Source organism: Streptomyces smyrnaeus, from assembly GCF_017676345.1.
GTDB classification, from domain to species: Bacteria; Actinomycetota; Actinomycetes; order Streptomycetales; family Streptomycetaceae; genus Streptomyces; species Streptomyces smyrnaeus.
Window position 1 is genome coordinate 67,321 of the sequence record NZ_JAFFZM010000018.1, and the last position, 17,644, is coordinate 84,964.

Below are 17,644 nucleotides of genomic sequence, written 5' to 3' on the forward strand. Positions count from 1 at the left end.
TGCCGTTGTGCGACATGGGGCGGAAGGCAGGCGGGGTCGGGGGTGGGACGGCGGGGCGTATGTCCGTGGTGGCCAACATGCGGGGCGTAGTTCTCCGGAGCGGTGCATGTGTCGGCCGTGCGCGTGCCCCTAGCCTGCGAAGTGCCAGACCCCCGTTCCTCCCGAGGAGTGCGCTATGACCGGAAAGACGGAATTGTCCGGAGGGCCTTCCCTCCCCCAGGAGCGGCGTGTCGTCACCGCCGTCCCCGGGCCCAAGTCGCAGGAGCTGATGGCCCGCAAGCAGGCGTCGGTGGCCAACGGCATCGGGACGGTGCTGCCGGTCTTCGCGCGGCGGGCGGGCGGCGGCGTGCTGGAGGACGTGGACGGCAACTCGTTCATCGACTTCGGCTCCGGTATCGCCGTGACCTCCGTCGGCAACAGCGCGGAGGCGGTCGTACGCCGGGCGACGGAGCAGCTCAACGATTTCACCCACACGTGTGCGATGGTCGTCCCCTACGAGCCGTACGTGCAGGTCTGTGAGGAGCTGGCCAAGGTCACGCCGGGCGACCACGAGAAGAAGAGCGCGCTGTTCAACTCGGGCGCCGAGGCGGTGGAGAACGCCGTCAAGATCGCCCGCGCGCACACCGGCCGTCAGGCCGTCGTGGTCTTCGACCACGGCTACCACGGGCGCACCAACCTCACGATGGCGCTCACCTCCAAGAACATGCCGTACAAGCACAGCTTCGGCCCGTTCGCGCCGGAGGTGTACCGCGTCCCGGTCGCCTACCCCTACCGCTGGCTGACCGGCCCGGAGAACTGCGCCGAGGAGGCCGCGGCCCAGGCCATCGACCAGATCACCAAGCAGATCGGCCCGGACAACGTCGCGGCGATCATCATCGAACCGGTGCTGGGCGAGGGCGGTTTCATCGTCCCGGCCAAGGGCTTCCTGCCGCGGATCCAGCAGTTCGCGCAGGACAACGGGATCGTCTTCGTCGCCGACGAGATCCAGTCCGGCTTCTGCCGTACGGGCCAGTGGTTCGCCTGCGAGGACGAGGGCCTGGTCCCTGACCTGATCACCACCGCAAAGGGCATCGCGGGCGGTATGCCGCTCGCCGCCGTCACCGGCCGGGCGGACATCATGGATTCCGCGCACAGCGGCGGCCTGGGCGGCACCTACGGCGGCAACCCGGTGGCCTGCGCCGCGGCGCTCGGCTCCATCGAGACGATGCGCGAGCTCGATCTGCCCGCCAAGGCGCGCCGCATCGAGGAGGTCATGAAGCCGCGGCTGGAGAAGCTGGCGGAGAAGTCCGACATCATCGGTGACGTCCGCGGCCGGGGCGCCATGCTCGCCATCGAGCTCGTGAAGCCGGGCGGCAAGGAGCCCGACCCGGAGGCCACCGCGGCGCTCGCCAAGGCCTGCCACCAGCAGGGCCTGCTCGTGCTGACGACCGGCACCTACGGCAACGTGGTGCGCTTCCTGCCGCCGCTGGTCATCGGTGAGGACCTGCTCAACGAGGGCCTCGACGTCCTGGAGGAGGCCGTCTCGGGCCTGTGACGACCCTCTCGCGGCTCTTATAGAGCCAAGCCTTGGAGCCTCGCGGGGGCGATGGTAGCCCCCGCGAGGTCCATGTCACCCGAAGTGCGGGCGTTCCGACGCCCGCTCTTTCGCGTTTCCGCTGCCCGCACTTTCGCGTTTCCGGCGCACCCAGGCGCCACTTCGACCACCCCTCTCCCGCGTCCCTCTCCCGTGTCCCCGTGGCCGGTAGCGTGGGGCCGCGGCAGCGGCGCGCACGCTACTCGATCGCGGGCCGAAGTGGGCGGTGACCAGCGAAGGAGCGGGTACCGGTGAAGAATGTGTGCGGGGGCGATGTTCGGTACGTAATGTGCCTGTCGGGTCCTGCTGTCCTGCCGTACGGTTTCTTGAGTCGCCGGGAGGCACGGAGGGCCACCTCCAGCATCCCGGCCCGAGCCGGTCTTTCCCCAAGGCGGGCCCGGTCGTGCCCTCGCGCACGTTCCTCACCGATCGGATAGCCGCTTGTCCCACACCCCCCGGGACCGGCGGGAACCCGGTCGACACGGCCGCCCTGGAACTGTCCCCCCGGTTCCCGGGCGGCCGGCCACGTCCGCGCCCGCGCCCCGTCCGCCGCGTACCCGCTCGCCGCGCACCCGGTCGGTGTTGTCGGCGGTCTGCTGTCTCTGCGTGCTCGTCCTGATCCTCGGCACCTGGCAGGTTCTCGTTCGAGGAGCGCTGGTCGACCGGGACGAGGACCTGGGCGTTGCCCTGCGCGACGCGGCTCCACCACGGGCCCTGGCCGAGGCGCTGGCGGACGTGGGCAACTTGGAGGTGGCCCTGCCGCTGCTCGCTGTGGCGATGGCGCTGTCCCTGTTGCGCTCTCGGGGCCGCACCTGGTGGCCGGTGCTGTGCTACGCGCTGGCGACAGGGCTGCTGGCGCCGCTCGTCTCAGCCGTGAAGGCGTGGACGGATCGCACCGGCCCGCTGGGCGGCGGAGGGTTCTACCCCTCCGGGCATGCGACCATCACGGCAGCGGCCCTGGGCGCCGCGCTGCTCCTCGTCCACTGCGGGCTCTCCCGTGCCGCCCGCTCGTCCGCGTACGTGGTGGTTGCCGTGCTCGTCCTCGGCAACGGGCTCGGGCTGGTGTGGCGGGGCTACCACTGGCCGCTGGATGTGGTGGCCGGCTGGTGTCTGAGCGTGCTGCTGCTGTGCGCGGCCTTCGCCGCCTCCGGTCGGGGACCCGGACGGCTGTCCAGCTGACCACCACGGCTGCCCGCCGGGCGGACGGCCGTGGTGGTCAGCTGTCGAAGCCCAGGCCGACCTTGTCCATCGTCTTCAGCCACAGATTGCGCCGTCCCGCCTGGGCGTCGGAGCGGGCCAGCGACCACTGGGTGAGGCCGATTCCGGCCCAGCGCACCGGCTCCGGGGGGAACGGGAGCGGCTTCTTGCGCACCATCGTCAACGCGGTGCGCTCCGTCCGTTCGCCCGCGAGCAGGTCGAGCATCACCTCGGCGCCGAAGCGGGTCGCGCCGACGCCGAGCCCGGTGAAGCCTGCCGCATAGCTGACGCGGCCGTCCATGGCGGTGCCGAAGAAGGGGGAGAAGCGGGAGCAGGTGTCGATGGCGCCGCCCCAGGTGTGGGTGAAGCGAAGGCCTTCGAGCTGCGGGAAGCAGCGGAAGAAGTGCTGGGCGAGCTTGGCGAAGGTCTCGGGGCGCTGGTGGTAGTCGCGGGAGATGCGGCTGCCGTAGTGGTAGAGGACGTCGTAGCCGCCCCACAGGATGCGGTTGTCCGTGGTGATGCGGAAGTAGTGGAAGTGGTTGGCGTTGTCGCTGAGGCCTTGGCGGTTGTGCCAGCCGATTGCGGCCCGCTGCTCGTCGCTGAGGGGCTCGGTCATCAGCGCGTAGTCGTAGACGGGGACGACGTACGGCCGCACCCGGCGCAGCAGTGAGGGGAAGGCGTTGGTGCCGAGCGCGATGTGCTGGGCGTGGACGCGGCCGTACGGGGTGGCGACGGCGACCTCGGCGTCGCGGGCGCCCAGCCGGGTGGCCGGGGTGTGCTCGTAGACGCGGACACCGGCCTGTTCGCAGGCCCGCTTCAGGCCCCAGGCGAGGCGTGCGGGGTTGACCATGGCCACGCCCGTACGGTCCCAGAGTCCGGCCAGGAAGGTCGGGGAGTCGGCCTCGGCGCGTACCGCGTCGCGGTCCAGCAGGGTCAGCCCGTCCCCCACTCCGAGGGCGTGCGCCTGCTGCTCCCATTCCTCCAGTTCGGCCACATGGTGGGGTTCGGTGGCCACGGCGATCTCGCCGGTGCGTTCGAAGTCGCAGTCGATGCCGTAGCGTTCGACAGCTTCCTCGATGGCGTCCAGGTTGCGCCGCCCCAGCCGCTCCAGTTCGGCGAGTTCGTCGGGCCAGCGGGCGAGGCCGTTGCCGAAGCCGTGGGTGAGGGAGGCCGCGCAGAAGCCGCCGTTGCGCCCGGAGGCGGCCCAGCCGACCTCCTCGCTCTCGACGAGCACGACGTCGCGTCCGGGGTCGCGCTCCTTGGCGAGCAGCGCGGTCCACAGTCCGCTGTAGCCGCCCCCGACGACCAGCAGGTCGCACTGTTCGTCGCCGACGAGTGCCGGGCGGGGGGCGGGGCGGTGGTCGGGGTCGTCCAGCCAGAAGGGGGTGGGCCGGGCGTCGGCGAGGGAGCGGAGGGCAGCTTGAGAGGCCACGGCATCGCTCACGGTTATCGGCTCCTCGTTGCACTCACGACAGTACTCATGGTCATCGGCCAGGCAGTCCTTGTCGCCTTCGTGGTTCGGGCTCGTTCGGGGTTCGTGGTTCGGGGTTCGTGGTCGTTCTTCTGCGCCGCTCGCCATTCATCGCGGCTCATCATCATTTTTCACTGTTCGTCATGTCCGCTTCCCGCCGCGGTGGCGTGGTAGCGCGGCGGCGCGGTCACGACTTCTTGCGGCGGTTGGCCGCGATCTGCCCTCCCAGCACGATGGCGAGCGCCAGTACGAACATGGCCGAGCCGATCACGTTGACCTGCACCGGAACCCCGCGCTGTGCCGCGCCCCAGACGAACATGGGGAAGGTCACCGTCGAGGGGCCGGCGTTGAACTGGGTGATGATGAAGTCGTCGAACGACAGGGCGAAGCTGAGCATGGCGCCGGCGGCTATTCCGGGGGCGGCGAGCGGCAGTGTGACGCGCCAGAACGTCTGGAAGGGCCCCGCGTACAGATCGCGAGCGGCCTCTTCGAGGCGGGGGTCCATGCTCATCACGCGCGCCTTGACGGCGACCACGACAAAGCTCAGGCAGAACATGACGTGCGCGATCAGAATGGTCACGAACCCGAACTGCACACGTGTATTGAGGAAGAGGGTGCCGAGCGAGGCGCCCATCACCACCTCGGGCATGGCCATCGGGAGGAAGATGAGCGCGTTGGTGGTGCTCTTGCCGCGGAAGCGGTAGCGGGCCAGCGCGAAGGCCGCGAAGGTACCGAACGCGGTCGCGAAGAGCGTGGCCAGCACCGCGATCCGCAGGCTGAGCCCCAGCGAGCCGCACAGGTTGGCGACGCCGCACGGGTCGGTCCAGGCGTCGGTCGAGAAGGTGCGCCAGGCGTAGTTGAAGCGACCGGCGGGCTTGTTGAAGGAGAACGCCAGTACGACCAGGTTGGGCACCAGCAGATACGCCAGGGCGGCGCACCCCACCAGGACGACGGCATTTCTGCGCAGCCAGCGCACCGGCGCGGGCGACGGCCGGGAGCGTCCCCCGGACCCGGACCCAGCGCCGGAGCCGGAGGAGCCGGACCCGGCACCGGAACCGGGGGCGGACCCGGAGCCGGCGGAATCGGAGCGGGGGGAGACGCGAACGGTGGTGGACATCAGACGAGCTCCTCCGTTCCGGCCTTGCGCATATAGACGCTGACCATGATCAGGATGAGCGCCATCAGGATGAAGGACATCGCCGCAGCCGTCGGGTAGTCGAGGACGTTGAGGAACTGCTTCTGGATGGCGTTGCCGACCATCTGCTCGTTGGGGGAGCCCAGCAGTTGGGCGTTGATGTAGTCGCCGGACGCCGGGATGAAGGTGAGCAGCGTGCCGGCCACCACACCGGGCAGTGACAGCGGGAAGGTCACCTTACGGAAGGTGGTCGCGGGCTTGGCGTACAGGTCGCGGGCCGCTTCGAGCAGCGAGGTGTCGATCCGCTCCAGCGAGCTGTAGAGCGGCAGGATCATGAAGGGCAGGAAGTTGTAGGTCAGCCCGCAGACCACCGCCAGCGGCGTGGCCAGTACGCGGTCGTCCGCGGTCAGCCCCAGCCAGCTGGTCACATCGAGGACGTGCAGGGAGCCGAGGGCACCGACGACCGGGCCGCCGTCGGAGAGGATCGTCTTCCAGGCCAGGGTGCGGATGAGGAAGCTGGTGAAGAACGGCGCGATCACCAGCACCAGCAGCAGGTTGCGCCATCGGCCGGCCCGCAGGGCGATCATGTAGGCGAGCGGGTAGCCGATGAGCAGGCACAGCCCTGTGGCGACGGCCGCGTAGCCGAACGAACGGACGAAGTGCTCCCCGTAGGTCCCCAGCGCGTCGGTGTAGTTCGAGAACTGCCAGGTGACGCGGAAGCCTTCCTCCAGTGAGCCGCTCTGCACGGAGGTGGACGCCTGGTAGAAGAGCGGGGCGACGAAGAAGACCGCGAGCCAGAGCCCGGCGGGCAGCAGCAGCCAGTACGGGGTCAGCCTCCGGCGCGACCTTCTGGTGCCGGTTCCGGTGCCCGCGCCGTCCGGCTCCTTGCCCGGGCCGGACGCGGCCTCGTCGGCCGCGCCGGTGGGAGGCCGCCCGGAGGGCGAGAGCGGTGCCACGGCGGTCATACGGCCTCCTCGCCGGCCGCCGCGTCCTGGGTCGCGTCCAGCGCGAAGGTGTGCTCGGGCCGCCAGTGCACCACGACCTGTGCGCCGGGCGTGAGGCGGTCGTCGCGGGAGACGTTCTGCTCATAGACGGTGAGTTCGGAGCACGCCGGGGTCTCGACGAGGTACTGCCACGAGACGCCGAGGTAGCTGGCGTCGGTGATCCGTCCCGTGAGCCGGTTGCGGCCCTCGGGAACGCCTGCCCGGCCGTCCGCCGAGCCGCCCTGAGAAGCGGAGTCCGCGCCGTCGGTACGGGTCAGGGAGATCTTCTCCGGGCGCACGCCGACCAGCACCTTCGTGCCGGCGTCCACGCCTTCGGCGGCGCACCTGGCCCTCGGCAGCCGCAGGGTGGCGTCGTCGCCCACCACATGGACCCGTAGCTCGTCCGGTTCGTCGGTGCCTTCGGAGTCCACCTCCGCCTCGATGAGGTTCGAGGTGCCCAGGAAGTTGGCGACGAAGGTGGAGCGGGGGTTCTCGTACAGCTCGGCCGGCTCTCCGAGCTGCACGACGCGTCCGCCGTACATCACGGCGACGCTGTCGGCCATGGTCATGGCCTCTTCCTGGTCGTGGGTGACGTGCACGAAGGTGATGCCGACCTCCGTCTGGATGCGTTTGAGTTCCAGCTGCATCTGGCGGCGCAGCTTGAGGTCGAGGGCGCCCAGCGGTTCGTCGAGGAGGAGGACCTGGGGGCGGTTGATCAGTGCGCGGGCGAGGGCGACGCGCTGCTGCTGGCCGCCGGAGAGCTGGCGCGGCTTGCGGCGGGCCATGTCGCCCAGCTGGACGAGGTCGAGCATCTCCTCGACCTGTTTCTTCACCGACTTCACTCCGCGGCGGCGCAGCCCGAAGGCGATGTTCTCGGTGACGTCCAGATGCGGGAAGAGCGCGTAGTTCTGGAAGACCGTGTTGACGGGGCGCTTGTGGGGCGGGAGGTGGGTGATGTCGTCGTCGCCGAGCAGGATGCTGCCGGACGTCGGCTCCTCCAGCCCCGCGATCATGCGCAGCGTGGTGGTCTTGCCGCAGCCGGAGGCGCCCAGCAGCGCGAAGAACGAGCCCTCGGGGATGGTCAGGTCGAGCGGATGGACGGCGGTGAAGTCGCCGAAGGTCTTGGCTGTACCGGAAAGAGTGATGGTCATGGCCGGTCCTCGGGGAGGCGGGGCCGGTCCCGGCGGAGGGGAGCAGGCCCGGCGGGCAGGGACTCGGGCGGCTCAGGCCCCGATGAGCTTGGAGAACTTCTCCTCGTACCGTGCTTCTTCCTTGGCGCTCATCGGCCGGAAGTTCTTGCCCTTGGCGATCATCCGCGCGTCGGGGAAGATCAACGGGGCCTCGGCCAGCTCCTTGTCGATCTTCTCCATCTCGGCCTGGGCGCCCGAGACCGGGCAGATGTAGTTGACCCACGCGGCCAGTTCGGCGGCTTCCTTGGGCTGGTAGTAGTAGTCGATCAGCGCCTCGGCGTTGCTGCGGTGCCGGGCCTTGGCGGGTACGAGCAGGTCGTCCGTACCGAAGAGGTAGCCGCGTTCCGGGACGGCGAACTCCACATCGGGGTTGTCCATCTGGAGTTGCACCACGTCACCGGCCCAGGCCAGACAGGCGGCGATGTCACCGGAGTTGAGCTCGTCCATGTAGTCGTTGCCGCTGAAGCGGCGGAGCTGTTTGCGGTCGACGGCCTTCTGGATGCGGGCGATGGCCGCGTCGAAGTCGTCCGCCGAGAAGTGTTCGGAGTCCACACCCATGTCGAGCATGGTCAGACCGATGGTGTCGGTCATCTCCGTCAGCATGGATATCCGGCCCTTGAGGGACTCGTCCTCCAGCAGCTGTGTGACGCTGGTGACCTTTTTCCCCTTGGTGGCCTTCTTGTTGTACGCGACGATGCAGGCGGTGCCCGCCCATGGATAGCTGTACTGCCGCCCGGGGTCGTGGGCCGCGGCGCGGAAGCGGTCCTCCAGATTGGTGACGGCGTGCGGCAGGTTGGCCGGGTCGAGGCGCTGCGCCCAGCCCTGCCGGATGATGCGGCCCGCCATCCAGTCGGAGAGGCACACCAGATCCCGGCCGGTGTCCTGTCCTGCGGCGAGCTGCGGCTTGATCTTGCCGTAGAACTCGTTGTTGTCGTTGATGTCCTCGACGTACTTGACCTTGATGCCGCTCTCGCGTTCGAAGCGGTCGAGCGTGGGGCGCTTCTTCTTGTTCTTCTCGTCGACGTCGATGTAGAGCGGCCAGTTGGCGAAGTTGAGGACCTTCTCCTCGCGGGAGTGGTCGGGGGTGTCCTCGGGGCCGTTGCCGCCCTTGTTCCCCGCCGCGGGCGGGATTCCGCAGGCGGCGAGGGTGGAACCGGCCGCTGCGAGGGAGGCGGCTCGCAGCAGTCTGCGCCGGGACATCGCGGCGCGGCCACTGGTCAGACCGCGTTCCCACGCCTTGGCGACGGGCTCCGGCAGTCCTTCGTACAGGTCCATGGGGAGCGCCTTCCTGAAGGGAGAACGGGGAAGGGGTGCGGGGGTGCGAAATGCGGGGGGGGGAAGAGGGAGGGGACGGGTGCGGCGGATGCTGTCAGCGGTCGCCGAAGACGGTGCGGTGCCAGTCCTTGCGCACCACGCCGGTCGTCTCCGACATGACGTGCTTGACCTGCGTGTACTCCTCGAAGGAGTAGGCGGACATGTCCTTGCCGTAGCCGGAGGCCTTGTAGCCGCCGTGCGGCATCTCGCTGATGATCGGGATGTGGTCGTTGAGCCACACACAGCCGGCCTGGAGCTCCCGCGCGGCGCGCCCGGTGCGGAAGACGGAACGGCTCCAGGCGGAGGCGGCGAGTCCGTAGGGGGTGTCGTTGGCCAGGGCGATGCCCTCGTCGTCGGAGTCGAAGGGGAGAACGACCAGGACGGGGCCGAAGATCTCCTGCTGGACGACCTCGCTGTCCTGCGGCGCGTCGGTGATGAGCGTCGGCCGGTAGTACGCGCCCTTGGCCAGTTCCCCGCCAGGAGCCTCACCGCCGGTGACGACGGTGGCGTAGGAGCGGGCCCGGTCCACGAAACCGGCCACCCGGTCGCGCTGTGCGTGGGAGATGAGCGGCCCCAGGTCCGTACCGTCGGCGAACGGATCACCGACGCGCACGTCGCTCATGAGGTCGGCGACGGCGGAGACGAACGCGTCGAACAGTGGGCGCTGGACGTAGGCGCGGGTCGCCGCTGTGCAGTCCTGCCCGGTGTTGATCAGCGCACCCGCAACCGCGCCGTGGGCCGCGGCCTGGAGGTCGGCGTCGTCGAACACCAGGAAGGGGGCCTTGCCGCCCAGTTCCAGATGGAGGCGCTTGGCGGGCCGGGAGGCCGTGGTGGCGATCTCGGCGACGCGCCTGCCGACCGCGGTGGAGCCGGTGAAGGAGGTCATGGCGACGCCGGGATGCGCGACGAGCGCCTCACCCGCGTCCCGGCCCGCGCCCGTGACGATGTTGATGACACCGGCCGGGATGCCCGCCTCGTGTGCGGCCTGCGCGAACATCAGGGAGGTGAGCGGGGTGAGCTCGGAGGGCTTGAGGACGATGGTGTTGCCTGCCGCCACAGCCGGGAGGATCTTCCAGGCCGCCATCTGGAGCGGATAGTTCCACGGGGCGATGGAGCCGATGACGCCGAGCGGTTCCCGGCGGATGGAGGAGGTGTGTTCGCCGCTGTACTCGGCCGCCGCCGCACCGGTGAGGTGACGGGCGGCGCCCGCGAAGAAGGCGACGTTGTCGAAGGAGCCGGGGACGTCGAACTCGGCGGAGAGCTTGAGCGGCTTGCCGCACTGGAGCGACTCGGCGTGGACGAACTCGTCGGTCAGCTCCGTCAGCCGGGCCGCCCAGCGGTGCATGGCCTCGGAGCGCTCGGCGGGGGTGGCACCCGCCCAGCCGGGCAGGGCCTCGGCGGCCGCGCTCACGGCGGTGTCGACGTCGGCTGCGCCGGCCAGCTCGTACGTGTGGAGCTCCTGGCCGGTCGCCGGGTCGACGACCGCGTGCGTACGGCCGGAGGTGCCGGGCCCCAGCCTGCCCGCGACGTACTGGGCGCCCGCGGCGAACCGTTCGGACACATCGAAGCGCTGGACCATCGGGACTCCTGACCACTACGGCGTACGGCGTGCTCCGGCGGCCTCAGGCCACGGTTCCCCTGACACGGCACCGTGGCCCGGACCACTGTTGGCAGCCGATCCTGACAGGGGTTCGACCATCCAACAAGGGATTCCGTAGTTATCTTTTGATTACGCCACGGAATCGATACTCCGGCGGAGCTTTCACCTCGCGATGGGAGAGCCCGCGGCGGCGCGAGGGCGGATTCCGGCCCGGCACATACGAAAGGCGGCCCTCCCCGCATCCAGCGGGAGGGCCGCCTCTGGCACAACTGGCGTACGGCTGCTCGGCGTTGGAGCGGCGGCTCGGCCTCTACAGCGTCAGAGCCGCCGGAGCCCGCGCGCCCCGCGCATCGTAGGAGTCACCGCTGCCGCCGCCGCCCGAACCACTCCCCGAGTCGTCCGACCAGACCGTCAGCCCGAGGATCAGCAGCGTGCTGATGACCACCGAGAGCACGAGTCCGACGATGCCGAGGATGAACCCGGCCGTCGCCTGTCCGCCGCCGCCCAGCTCGCCCCGGTCCACTCCGCGCCGGGCACTGACGCCCAGGACCAGCGCGACGACGGAGGAGAAGACGGCGAGGAAGCTGCCCCAGCAGGTGATGACGAGCACCACGCTGGCGATGCCGACCACCATTGCCGCCACGGACTTGCCGACCGGCGGAGGCGGCCCCTGCCATCCGTACCCGTAGGGCCCGTACGCCCCGGCACCGTAACCGTCGTGACCGGGCCGGCCGCCGTAACCGGCCGGGCCGCCCTGACCCGCGTAACCGCCCTGGCCCGCGTAGCCGTCGTAGCCCCCGGTCCAGCCGGTGGCTCCAGGCCCGGGATGTCCGGGGTAGCCGGGGTAGCCGACCGGTCCGCCGCCGTATCCGTCCTGCGCCCCCTGTCCCGCCGAGCCGCTCTGCGGGCCGTGGCCCGGCGTGTACCGACCGCCGTAGGAGCGGCCCGGTCCGTCCGGCGCGGTCGGTATCGGGGGCGGTTTCTCCTCCCCCGGGCCGGCGCCGTTGCCCGCGCCCCCGTGCCCGGGCGCTCCGGCGGACGGCATCTGCCCTGCCCCCTGGTCCATCGCGTCCCCCCTCCTGTGCTCCGTTCCCTGTCCCTCATGCTAAGCGGCAGCTCGGACATCACTCGGTGCGGCAGCCGCCTACGATGTTGCGGACCCGCAACCAGCCGGAGGCCCCCTTGTCCCATCCTTCCGACGATCTGGCCGCCTTCATCGCAGGGCTGCCCAAGGCGGAGCTGCACGTGCACCACGTCGGCTCCGCCTCGCCACGGATCGTGGCCGAGCTCGCGGCCCGCCACCCGGAGGCGGGAGTGCCGGCGGACGCCGACGCGCTCTCGGAGTACTTCACCTTCACCGACTTCGCCCACTTCATCCAGGTCTATCTGTCGGTCGTGGATCTGATCAGGGACGCCGAGGACGTGCGCCTGCTGACGTACGAGATCGCCCGCGACATGGCGCGGCAGTCGATCCGGTACGCGGAGCTGACCGTCACCCCCTACAGCTCGGTGAGCCGCGGCATTCCCGACGGCGCCTTCCTGGAAGCCATCGAGGACGCCCGCCGCGCCGCCGAGCGGGAGCTCGGCGTGGTGCTGCGCTGGACGTTCGACATCCCCGGCGAGGCCGGACTCGCGGCGGCGGAGGAGACCACCCGGATCGCCACCGAGCTGGCACCGGACGGGTTGATCTCCTTCGGACTCGGCGGACCGGAGATCGGTGTGCCGCGGCCGCAGTTCAAGCCCTACTTCGACCGTGCGCTGGCCGCCGGGCTGCACAGCGTCCCGCACGCGGGCGAGACGACGGGGCCGGGCACGATCTGGGACGCGCTCACCTCGCTGCGTGCCGAGCGCATCGGCCACGGCACCAGCGCCGTCCAGGACCCGCGGCTGCTGGAGCACCTGGCCGAGCGCGGCATTCCGCTGGAGGTCTGCCCGACCTCGAACATCGCGACCCGGGCCGTGGACACGCTGGAGAGCCATCCCATCGGCGAGATGGCCAAGTCGGGCGTGCTGGTGACGGTCAACAGCGACGACCCGCCGATGTTCGGCACCGACCTCAACACCGAGTACGGCATCGCGGCACGGCTGCTGGGCCTGGACGCACCCGGCGTCGCGACGCTCGCCAGGAACGCGGTGAAGGTGTCCTTCCTGGACGAGGCGGGCAAGGCGCGACTGTGCGAGGAGATCGACACCTATCTGGCGACCTGGCAGCGCACCGGGTGACCGACGAGACGGCTCCGGCCGCACCACAGGCCGGCCCTCCGCGTGGGCGGCCGGCCGCGGTGGCGCACCGGGGCGCGCCCTTCGCGGCGCGGGAGAACACCCTGCCCTCCTTCCGTGCCGCCGTGGCCGCGGGTGCGGACGCCGTGGAACTCGACGTACGGCTCACCCGTGACGGGGTCCCCGTGGTGCTGCACGACCGCACGCTGGAGCGGTTGTGGGGCCACGAGGTCGCGCTCGCCGCGCTCACCCACGAGCGGCTGACCGCCCTGGCCGAGGGCGTGCCCTCGCTCGACGACGCGCTGGCCGTCACCGACACGGTCCGTACGCTCATCGACCTGCCGGATCCGGCGGCGGTGCCGGCCACCGTCGCCGCAGTGCGCGCTGCCGACGCGGCCGAACGCGTCTACTACTGCGGCGGCCCGGAAGCGATGCGGCGGGTGCGCGCGGCGGAGCCGGGCGCCGAGCTGGCGCTCACCTGGGAGCGTGCGGCACCGGTGCGGCCGACCCTGCTGGAAGAACTGCGGCCCCGCTGGCTCAACTACGGCTTCGGTTTGCTCACCCCGGAACTGATCGCCCGCGCGCACGCCGACGGACGACTGGTCTCCGCCTGGACGGTCGATCGGGTGCGCACCATGCGCAGGCTCGCCGTACTGGGCGTCGACGCGATCACCACCAATCACATCGCCCGGCTGGTGAGCGCCTTGGAGTCCTCGCCCGCCCGCGGGAGTTGGGGCAGGCTTGTTACATGAGGTGCCTTACGCGGGGCACCTGCGAATGATTGGCTCGTACACGCCGTCTACGCACTCGTGAATGGATACCGCTGTGATCATTTTCGGTACCAGCAGCAAGCTGGTGCAGCTGGCGATGCTGAACCTCCTCTGCGGCTTCTGCGGCAACCCGTCCGCGCACCCGCTGCGCAAGCGCGTGACGAAGTTCTCGCTGTTCTTCATCCCGCTCTTCCCGATCGCACCTGCGAAGCACTCGATCCAGTGCACCTTCTGCGGAGCGCAGACGGAGGTCTCCAAGGAGTCGGCCGAACAACTGCTGGCCCAGGGCGCCGCTCCGGCCGGCGGGCCCGGCCCGCAGCAGGGCGCGGGCGGCATGCCGCCGCAGCCGGGCGGCGCCCACAGCGGCAACCCCTTCGCGGGCCAGCAGCCCCGGAACCCGTACCAGTCCTGAGCCCGGGACCGCGCACCGTAGGCGCCTGGGACCGCGCACCGTACGACGATCGCGTGTGCGTACGACGGGGCCCGCACCCTGCGGCAGAGTGCGGGCCCCGAGGTGCGAGACGGCGCCCACCGGGGCGGCGCTCACCGCGCGAGCGGGGTCACATCGCCGTCATGACGTGCTTGACGCGGGTGTAGTCCTCCAGCCCGTACATCGACAGGTCCTTGCCGTAGCCGGACTTCTTGAAGCCGCCGTGCGGCATCTCGGCGACGAGCGGGATGTGGGTGTTGATCCACACACAGCCGAAGTCCAGCGCCTTGGACATCCGCATCGCGGTGCCGTGGTTGGTCGTCCACACCGACGACGCCAGCGCGTACTCCACGTCGTTGGCCCAGGTGACCGCCTGCGCCTCGTCCGTGAACTTCTGGACTGTGATCACCGGGCCGAAGACCTCGTTCTGGATGATCTCGTCGTCCTGCTTGAGCCCGGAGACGACGGTCGGCGCGTAGAAGTACCCCTTGTCACCCACGCGCTCGCCGCCCGCCTCGACCTTGGCGTGGGCCGGCAGGCGGTCGATGAAGCCCTCGACCTTCTCCAGGTGGGTGGGGTTGTTCAGCGGGCCGTAGAAGCAGTCCTCGTCGCTCAGGTCGCCGGTCTTCACCTCGGCTGCGGCCTTGGCAAGGGCCTGCACGAACTCCTCGTAGACGCCCTCCTGGACGAGTACGCGGGTCGCGGCGGTGCAGTCCTGCCCGGCGTTGAAGAAGCCGCCGTCCCTGATGCCCTCCACGGCCGCCGGGATGTCCGCGTCGTCGAAGACGACACAGGGGGCCTTGCCGCCCAGCTCCAGGTGGACCCGCTTGAGGTCCTTGGCGCCGCTGGCCGCGACCTCCATACCGGCGCGCACCGAACCGGTGATCGAGGCCATCGCCGGGGTCTTGTGCTCGACGAGCAGCCGACCGGTGTCCCGGTCACCGCACACCACGTTGAAGACGCCCTTGGGCAGGATCTCGCCCATCACCTCGGCCATGAAGACCGTGGAGGCCGGGGTGGTGTCCGAGGGCTTGAGCACGACCGTGTTGCCCGCCGCGAGGGCCGGGGCGAACTTCCACACGGCCATCATCGCCGGGTAGTTCCACGGCGCCACCTGGGCGCACACGCCGATCGGCTCGCGCCGCACGAAGGAGGTCAGGCCCTCCATGTACTCGCCGGCCGACTTGCCGTCCAGCATCCGGGCGGCGCCCGCGAAGAAGCGGATCTGGTCGAGCATCATCGGCAGCTCCTCCTGCCGGGTCAGCTCCAGCGGCTTGCCGCAGTTCTCGCACTCGGCGGCCAGCAGCTCGTCGGCCCGTGCCTCCAGGGCGTCGGCGATCTTGAGGATGGCCTGCTGACGGGTCCCGGGCGTGGCGTCCCGCCAGGCGGGAAAGGCGGCCTCGGCGGCGGCCATCGCGGCGTCGACATCGGCGGCGCCGGACAGCGGTGCCGTGGCGTACGCCTCACCCGTCGCCGGGTTGACCACCTCGGTGGTCCGGCCGTCAGCGGCGTCCCTGAACTCCCCGTCGATGTAGTTGCGCAGTCGACGCAGCTCGGTGGTCACTTCGCACCCCTCCTGCTCCGTTGTCCATTGGGTGAGACTGCCACCCTAACCGGCCGACCAACGTTTTCGATATGCCCAACGCCACCGAACAACGGAATCAGTGTTTAGCCGCCCGATTGGCTGCGGATTACATCGCTCAAGGGTTGCGGGACGGAGGATGTCTCATGCACAGTGGCACCCGTGGCTCGCGACTCGAAGAAGACAGCCGGCTCCTCATCCCTGGATGCCGTGTCCCTGGCAATCATCGAACAGCTCCAGGAGGACGGACGACGTCCGTACGCCGCCATCGGCAAGGCCGTGGGCCTGTCGGAGGCGGCCGTGCGCCAGCGCGTCCAGAAACTCCAGGAGCAGGGCGTCATGCAGATCGTCGCCGTGACGGATCCGCTCACCGTCGGCTTCATGCGCCAGGCGATGCTCGGCGTCACGGTCGACGGTGACGTCGAACCGGTCGCCGACGCGCTCGCCGAGATCGACGAGGTCGACTACGTCGTGATCGCGGCGGGCTCGTTCGACCTGCTCGTCGAGATCGTGTGCCACGACGACGACCATCTCCTCGAACTGATCAACAAACGCATCCGGACCCTGCCGGGCGTGCGGTCGACGGAGAGCTTCGTCTACCTCAAGCTGCGCAAGCAGACCTACACATGGGGAACGCGATAACAGTGAGCAAGGACAGTCACGCCAGCCAGGGGAGCAAGGACCTCTCCCGCACCGCGAACGACCACCTGTGGATGCACTTCACCCGCATGTCGTCGTACCAGCACGCGCCGGTTCCGACCATCGCCCGGGGCGAGGGCGTCTACATCTACGACACCGACGGCAAGCGCTACCTCGACGGCCTGGCGGGCCTGTTCGTCGTCCAGGCGGGGCACGGCCGCGCCGAGCTGGCGGAGGCCGCCAACAAGCAGGCCCAGGACCTCGCCTTCTTCCCCATCTGGTCCTACGCGCACCCCAAGGCGATCGAGCTGGCCGAACGGCTGGCGAACCACGCGCCCGGCGACCTGAACAAGGTCTTCTTCACCACGGGCGGCGGCGAGGCGGTCGAGACGGCGTGGAAGCTGGCCAAGCAGTACCACAAGCTGACCGGCAACCCGATGAAGCACAAGGTCATCTCGCGGGCCGTCGCCTACCACGGCACCCCGCAGGGCGCCCTGGCCATCACCGGGCTGCCGGCCCTCAAGGCACCCTTCGAGCCGCTGGTCCCCGGCGCGCACAAGGTGCCCAACACCAACATCTACCGCGCACCGATCCACGGCGACGACCCGGAGGCGTTCGGCCGCTGGGCCGCCGACCAGATCGAGCAGCAGATCCTCTTCGAGGGCCCGGAGACCGTCGCCGCGGTCTTCCTGGAGCCGGTGCAGAACGCCGGCGGCTGCTTCCCGCCGCCGCCCGGATACTTCCAGCGGGTCCGCGAGATCTGCGACAAGTACGAGGTGCTGCTCGTCTCCGACGAGGTCATCTGCGCCTTCGGCCGGCTGGGCACCGTCTTCGCCTGCGACAAGTTCGGCTACGTGCCCGACATCATCACCTGCGCCAAGGGCATGACGTCCGGCTACTCCCCGATAGGAGCCGCGATCATCTCCGATCGCCTCGCCGAGCCCTTCTACAACGGTGACAACACCTTCCTGCACGGCTACACCTTCGGCGGCCACCCGGTCTCGGCCGCCGTCGCACTGGCCAACCTCGACATCTTCGAACGCGAGGGCCTCAACCAGCACGTGCTGGACAACGAGGGCAACTTCTACAGCACCCTCCAGAAGCTGCACGACCTGCCGATCGTCGGCGACGTGCGCGGCAACGGCTTCTTCTACGGCATCGAACTCGTCAAGGACAAGGCCACCAAGGAGACGTTCACGGAGGAGGAGTCCGAGCGCGTCCTGTACGGCTTCCTGTCCAAGGCGCTGTACGAGAACGGTCTGTACTGCCGCGCCGACGACCGTGGCGACCCGGTCGTCCAGCTCGCCCCGCCGCTGATCTCCGACCAGAAGGTGTTCGACGAGGCCGAGCAGATCCTGCGCTCCGTGCTGACGGAGGCGTGGACCAAGCTGTAGGCCTCGGTGAGCTGTACGCGTGAGCGCAGCTGAGAGCGCGGGCGCAGCTGTGAGCAGCGACGGGCCCGGAATCCGCAGGCCACCCGGCACGGCCGCATGAGGGGCGGTGGCATCGGTCCAGTGACCGATGCCACCGCCCCTCGTTT

15 protein-coding genes are annotated in these 17,644 nt (G+C 70.0%); 7 read left to right on the forward strand and 8 right to left on the reverse strand.

All coding sequences use genetic code 11. The annotated features are described in order from the left end of the window. Positions 1-175 precede the first annotated feature (175 nt). Entirely contained in the window at positions 176-1,534 is a 1,359-nt protein-coding gene (gene gabT / locus JW613_RS26595; protein ID WP_209213443.1) for a 4-aminobutyrate--2-oxoglutarate transaminase, read from the forward strand. A 645-nt stretch (positions 1,535-2,179) separates the two neighbouring features. Further along, a complete protein-coding gene (locus JW613_RS26600) occupies positions 2,180-2,752 on the forward strand; it encodes a phosphatase PAP2 family protein (protein WP_209213444.1) in 573 nt (190 codons plus the stop codon). 37 nt (positions 2,753-2,789) lie between these two features. Here the strand turns inward: JW613_RS26600 and JW613_RS26605 are convergent, their stop codons facing one another. The 7 genes from JW613_RS26605 to JW613_RS26635 all read right to left on the reverse strand — a co-directional run bounded on the left by JW613_RS26605 (position 2,790) and on the right by JW613_RS26635 (position 11,529). Next, on the reverse strand, positions 2,790-4,214 hold the full coding sequence (locus JW613_RS26605) for an NAD(P)/FAD-dependent oxidoreductase (RefSeq protein ID WP_307866043.1): 1,425 nt from the start codon (positions 4,212-4,214) through the stop codon (positions 2,790-2,792). Positions 4,215-4,428: 214 nt separating this feature from the next. Then, positions 4,429-5,217 (reverse strand): ABC transporter permease, encoded by a 789-nt coding sequence (locus JW613_RS26610; RefSeq protein WP_307866050.1) that lies wholly within the window; start codon positions 5,215-5,217, stop codon positions 4,429-4,431. 140 nt (positions 5,218-5,357) lie between these two features. Then, on the reverse strand, positions 5,358-6,341 hold the full coding sequence (locus JW613_RS26615; RefSeq protein ID WP_209213447.1) for an ABC transporter permease: 984 nt from the start codon (positions 6,339-6,341) through the stop codon (positions 5,358-5,360). Further along, the gene (locus JW613_RS26620) at positions 6,338-7,510 is read right to left on the reverse strand and encodes an ABC transporter ATP-binding protein (protein WP_209213448.1); all 1,173 of its coding nucleotides are present in this window, start codon (positions 7,508-7,510) and stop codon (positions 6,338-6,340) included. Before JW613_RS26620 ends, JW613_RS26615 begins: the two co-directional genes overlap by 4 nt. A gap of 72 nt (positions 7,511-7,582) precedes the next feature. Beyond that, positions 7,583-8,824, reverse strand: coding sequence for a polyamine ABC transporter substrate-binding protein (locus JW613_RS26625; protein ID WP_209213449.1), 1,242 nt, complete (start codon positions 8,822-8,824; stop codon positions 7,583-7,585). Positions 8,825-8,918: 94 nt separating this feature from the next. Beyond that, positions 8,919-10,442: a gamma-aminobutyraldehyde dehydrogenase gene (locus tag JW613_RS26630; RefSeq protein WP_209213450.1), complete on the reverse strand. Its 1,524-nt coding sequence runs from the start codon at positions 10,440-10,442 to the stop codon at positions 8,919-8,921. Positions 10,443-10,773: 331 nt separating this feature from the next. Beyond that, positions 10,774-11,529: a DUF4190 domain-containing protein gene (locus JW613_RS26635; RefSeq protein WP_209213451.1), complete on the reverse strand. Its 756-nt coding sequence runs from the start codon at positions 11,527-11,529 to the stop codon at positions 10,774-10,776. Positions 11,530-11,612: 83 nt separating this feature from the next. Here JW613_RS26635 and JW613_RS26640 point away from each other — a divergent pair, with 83 nt between their 5' ends. The 3 genes from JW613_RS26640 (at position 11,613) to JW613_RS26650 (ending at position 13,865) form a co-directional block, all read left to right on the forward strand. Then, positions 11,613-12,686, forward strand: a complete 1,074-nt coding sequence (locus tag JW613_RS26640) for an adenosine deaminase (RefSeq protein WP_209213452.1) — start codon at positions 11,613-11,615, stop codon at positions 12,684-12,686. Then, a complete protein-coding gene (locus JW613_RS26645) occupies positions 12,683-13,435 on the forward strand; it encodes a glycerophosphodiester phosphodiesterase (protein WP_209213453.1) in 753 nt (250 codons plus the stop codon). The genes JW613_RS26640 and JW613_RS26645 overlap by 4 nt, the downstream gene beginning before the upstream one ends. 73 nt (positions 13,436-13,508) lie before the next feature. Continuing rightward, positions 13,509-13,865: a zinc-ribbon domain-containing protein gene (locus tag JW613_RS26650; RefSeq protein WP_209213507.1), complete on the forward strand. Its 357-nt coding sequence runs from the start codon at positions 13,509-13,511 to the stop codon at positions 13,863-13,865. Between the two features lie 148 nt (positions 13,866-14,013). Here the strand turns inward: JW613_RS26650 and JW613_RS26655 are convergent, their stop codons facing one another. Next, positions 14,014-15,447 (reverse strand): gamma-aminobutyraldehyde dehydrogenase, encoded by a 1,434-nt coding sequence (locus tag JW613_RS26655; protein WP_209213454.1) that lies wholly within the window; start codon positions 15,445-15,447, stop codon positions 14,014-14,016. Positions 15,448-15,618: 171 nt separating this feature from the next. Here JW613_RS26655 and JW613_RS26660 point away from each other — a divergent pair, with 171 nt between their 5' ends. Both JW613_RS26660 and JW613_RS26665 read left to right on the forward strand, forming a co-directional pair. Next, on the forward strand, positions 15,619-16,107 hold the full coding sequence (locus tag JW613_RS26660) for an Lrp/AsnC family transcriptional regulator (protein ID WP_099884642.1): 489 nt from the start codon (positions 15,619-15,621) through the stop codon (positions 16,105-16,107). After that, positions 16,092-17,498: an aspartate aminotransferase family protein gene (locus tag JW613_RS26665; protein WP_209213455.1), complete on the forward strand. Its 1,407-nt coding sequence runs from the start codon at positions 16,092-16,094 to the stop codon at positions 17,496-17,498. Before JW613_RS26660 ends, JW613_RS26665 begins: the two co-directional genes overlap by 16 nt. Positions 17,499-17,644 lie beyond the last annotated feature (146 nt).

Coding starts and splice junctions, on each gene's coding strand:
- gabT (WP_209213443.1), top strand. CDS start 176: ATGACCGGAAAGACGGAATTGTCCGGAGGGCCTTCCCTCCCCCAGGAG.
- JW613_RS26615 (WP_209213447.1), bottom strand. CDS start 6,341: ATGACCGCCGTGGCACCGCTCTCGCCCTCCGGGCGGCCTCCCACCGGC.
- JW613_RS26620 (WP_209213448.1), bottom strand. CDS start 7,510: ATGACCATCACTCTTTCCGGTACAGCCAAGACCTTCGGCGACTTCACC.
- JW613_RS26625 (WP_209213449.1), bottom strand. CDS start 8,824: ATGGACCTGTACGAAGGACTGCCGGAGCCCGTCGCCAAGGCGTGGGAA.
- JW613_RS26630 (WP_209213450.1), bottom strand. CDS start 10,442: ATGGTCCAGCGCTTCGATGTGTCCGAACGGTTCGCCGCGGGCGCCCAG.
- JW613_RS26635 (WP_209213451.1), bottom strand. CDS start 11,529: ATGGACCAGGGGGCAGGGCAGATGCCGTCCGCCGGAGCGCCCGGGCAC.
- JW613_RS26640 (WP_209213452.1), top strand. CDS start 11,613: ATGTTGCGGACCCGCAACCAGCCGGAGGCCCCCTTGTCCCATCCTTCC.
- JW613_RS26665 (WP_209213455.1), top strand. CDS start 16,092: ATGGGGAACGCGATAACAGTGAGCAAGGACAGTCACGCCAGCCAGGGG.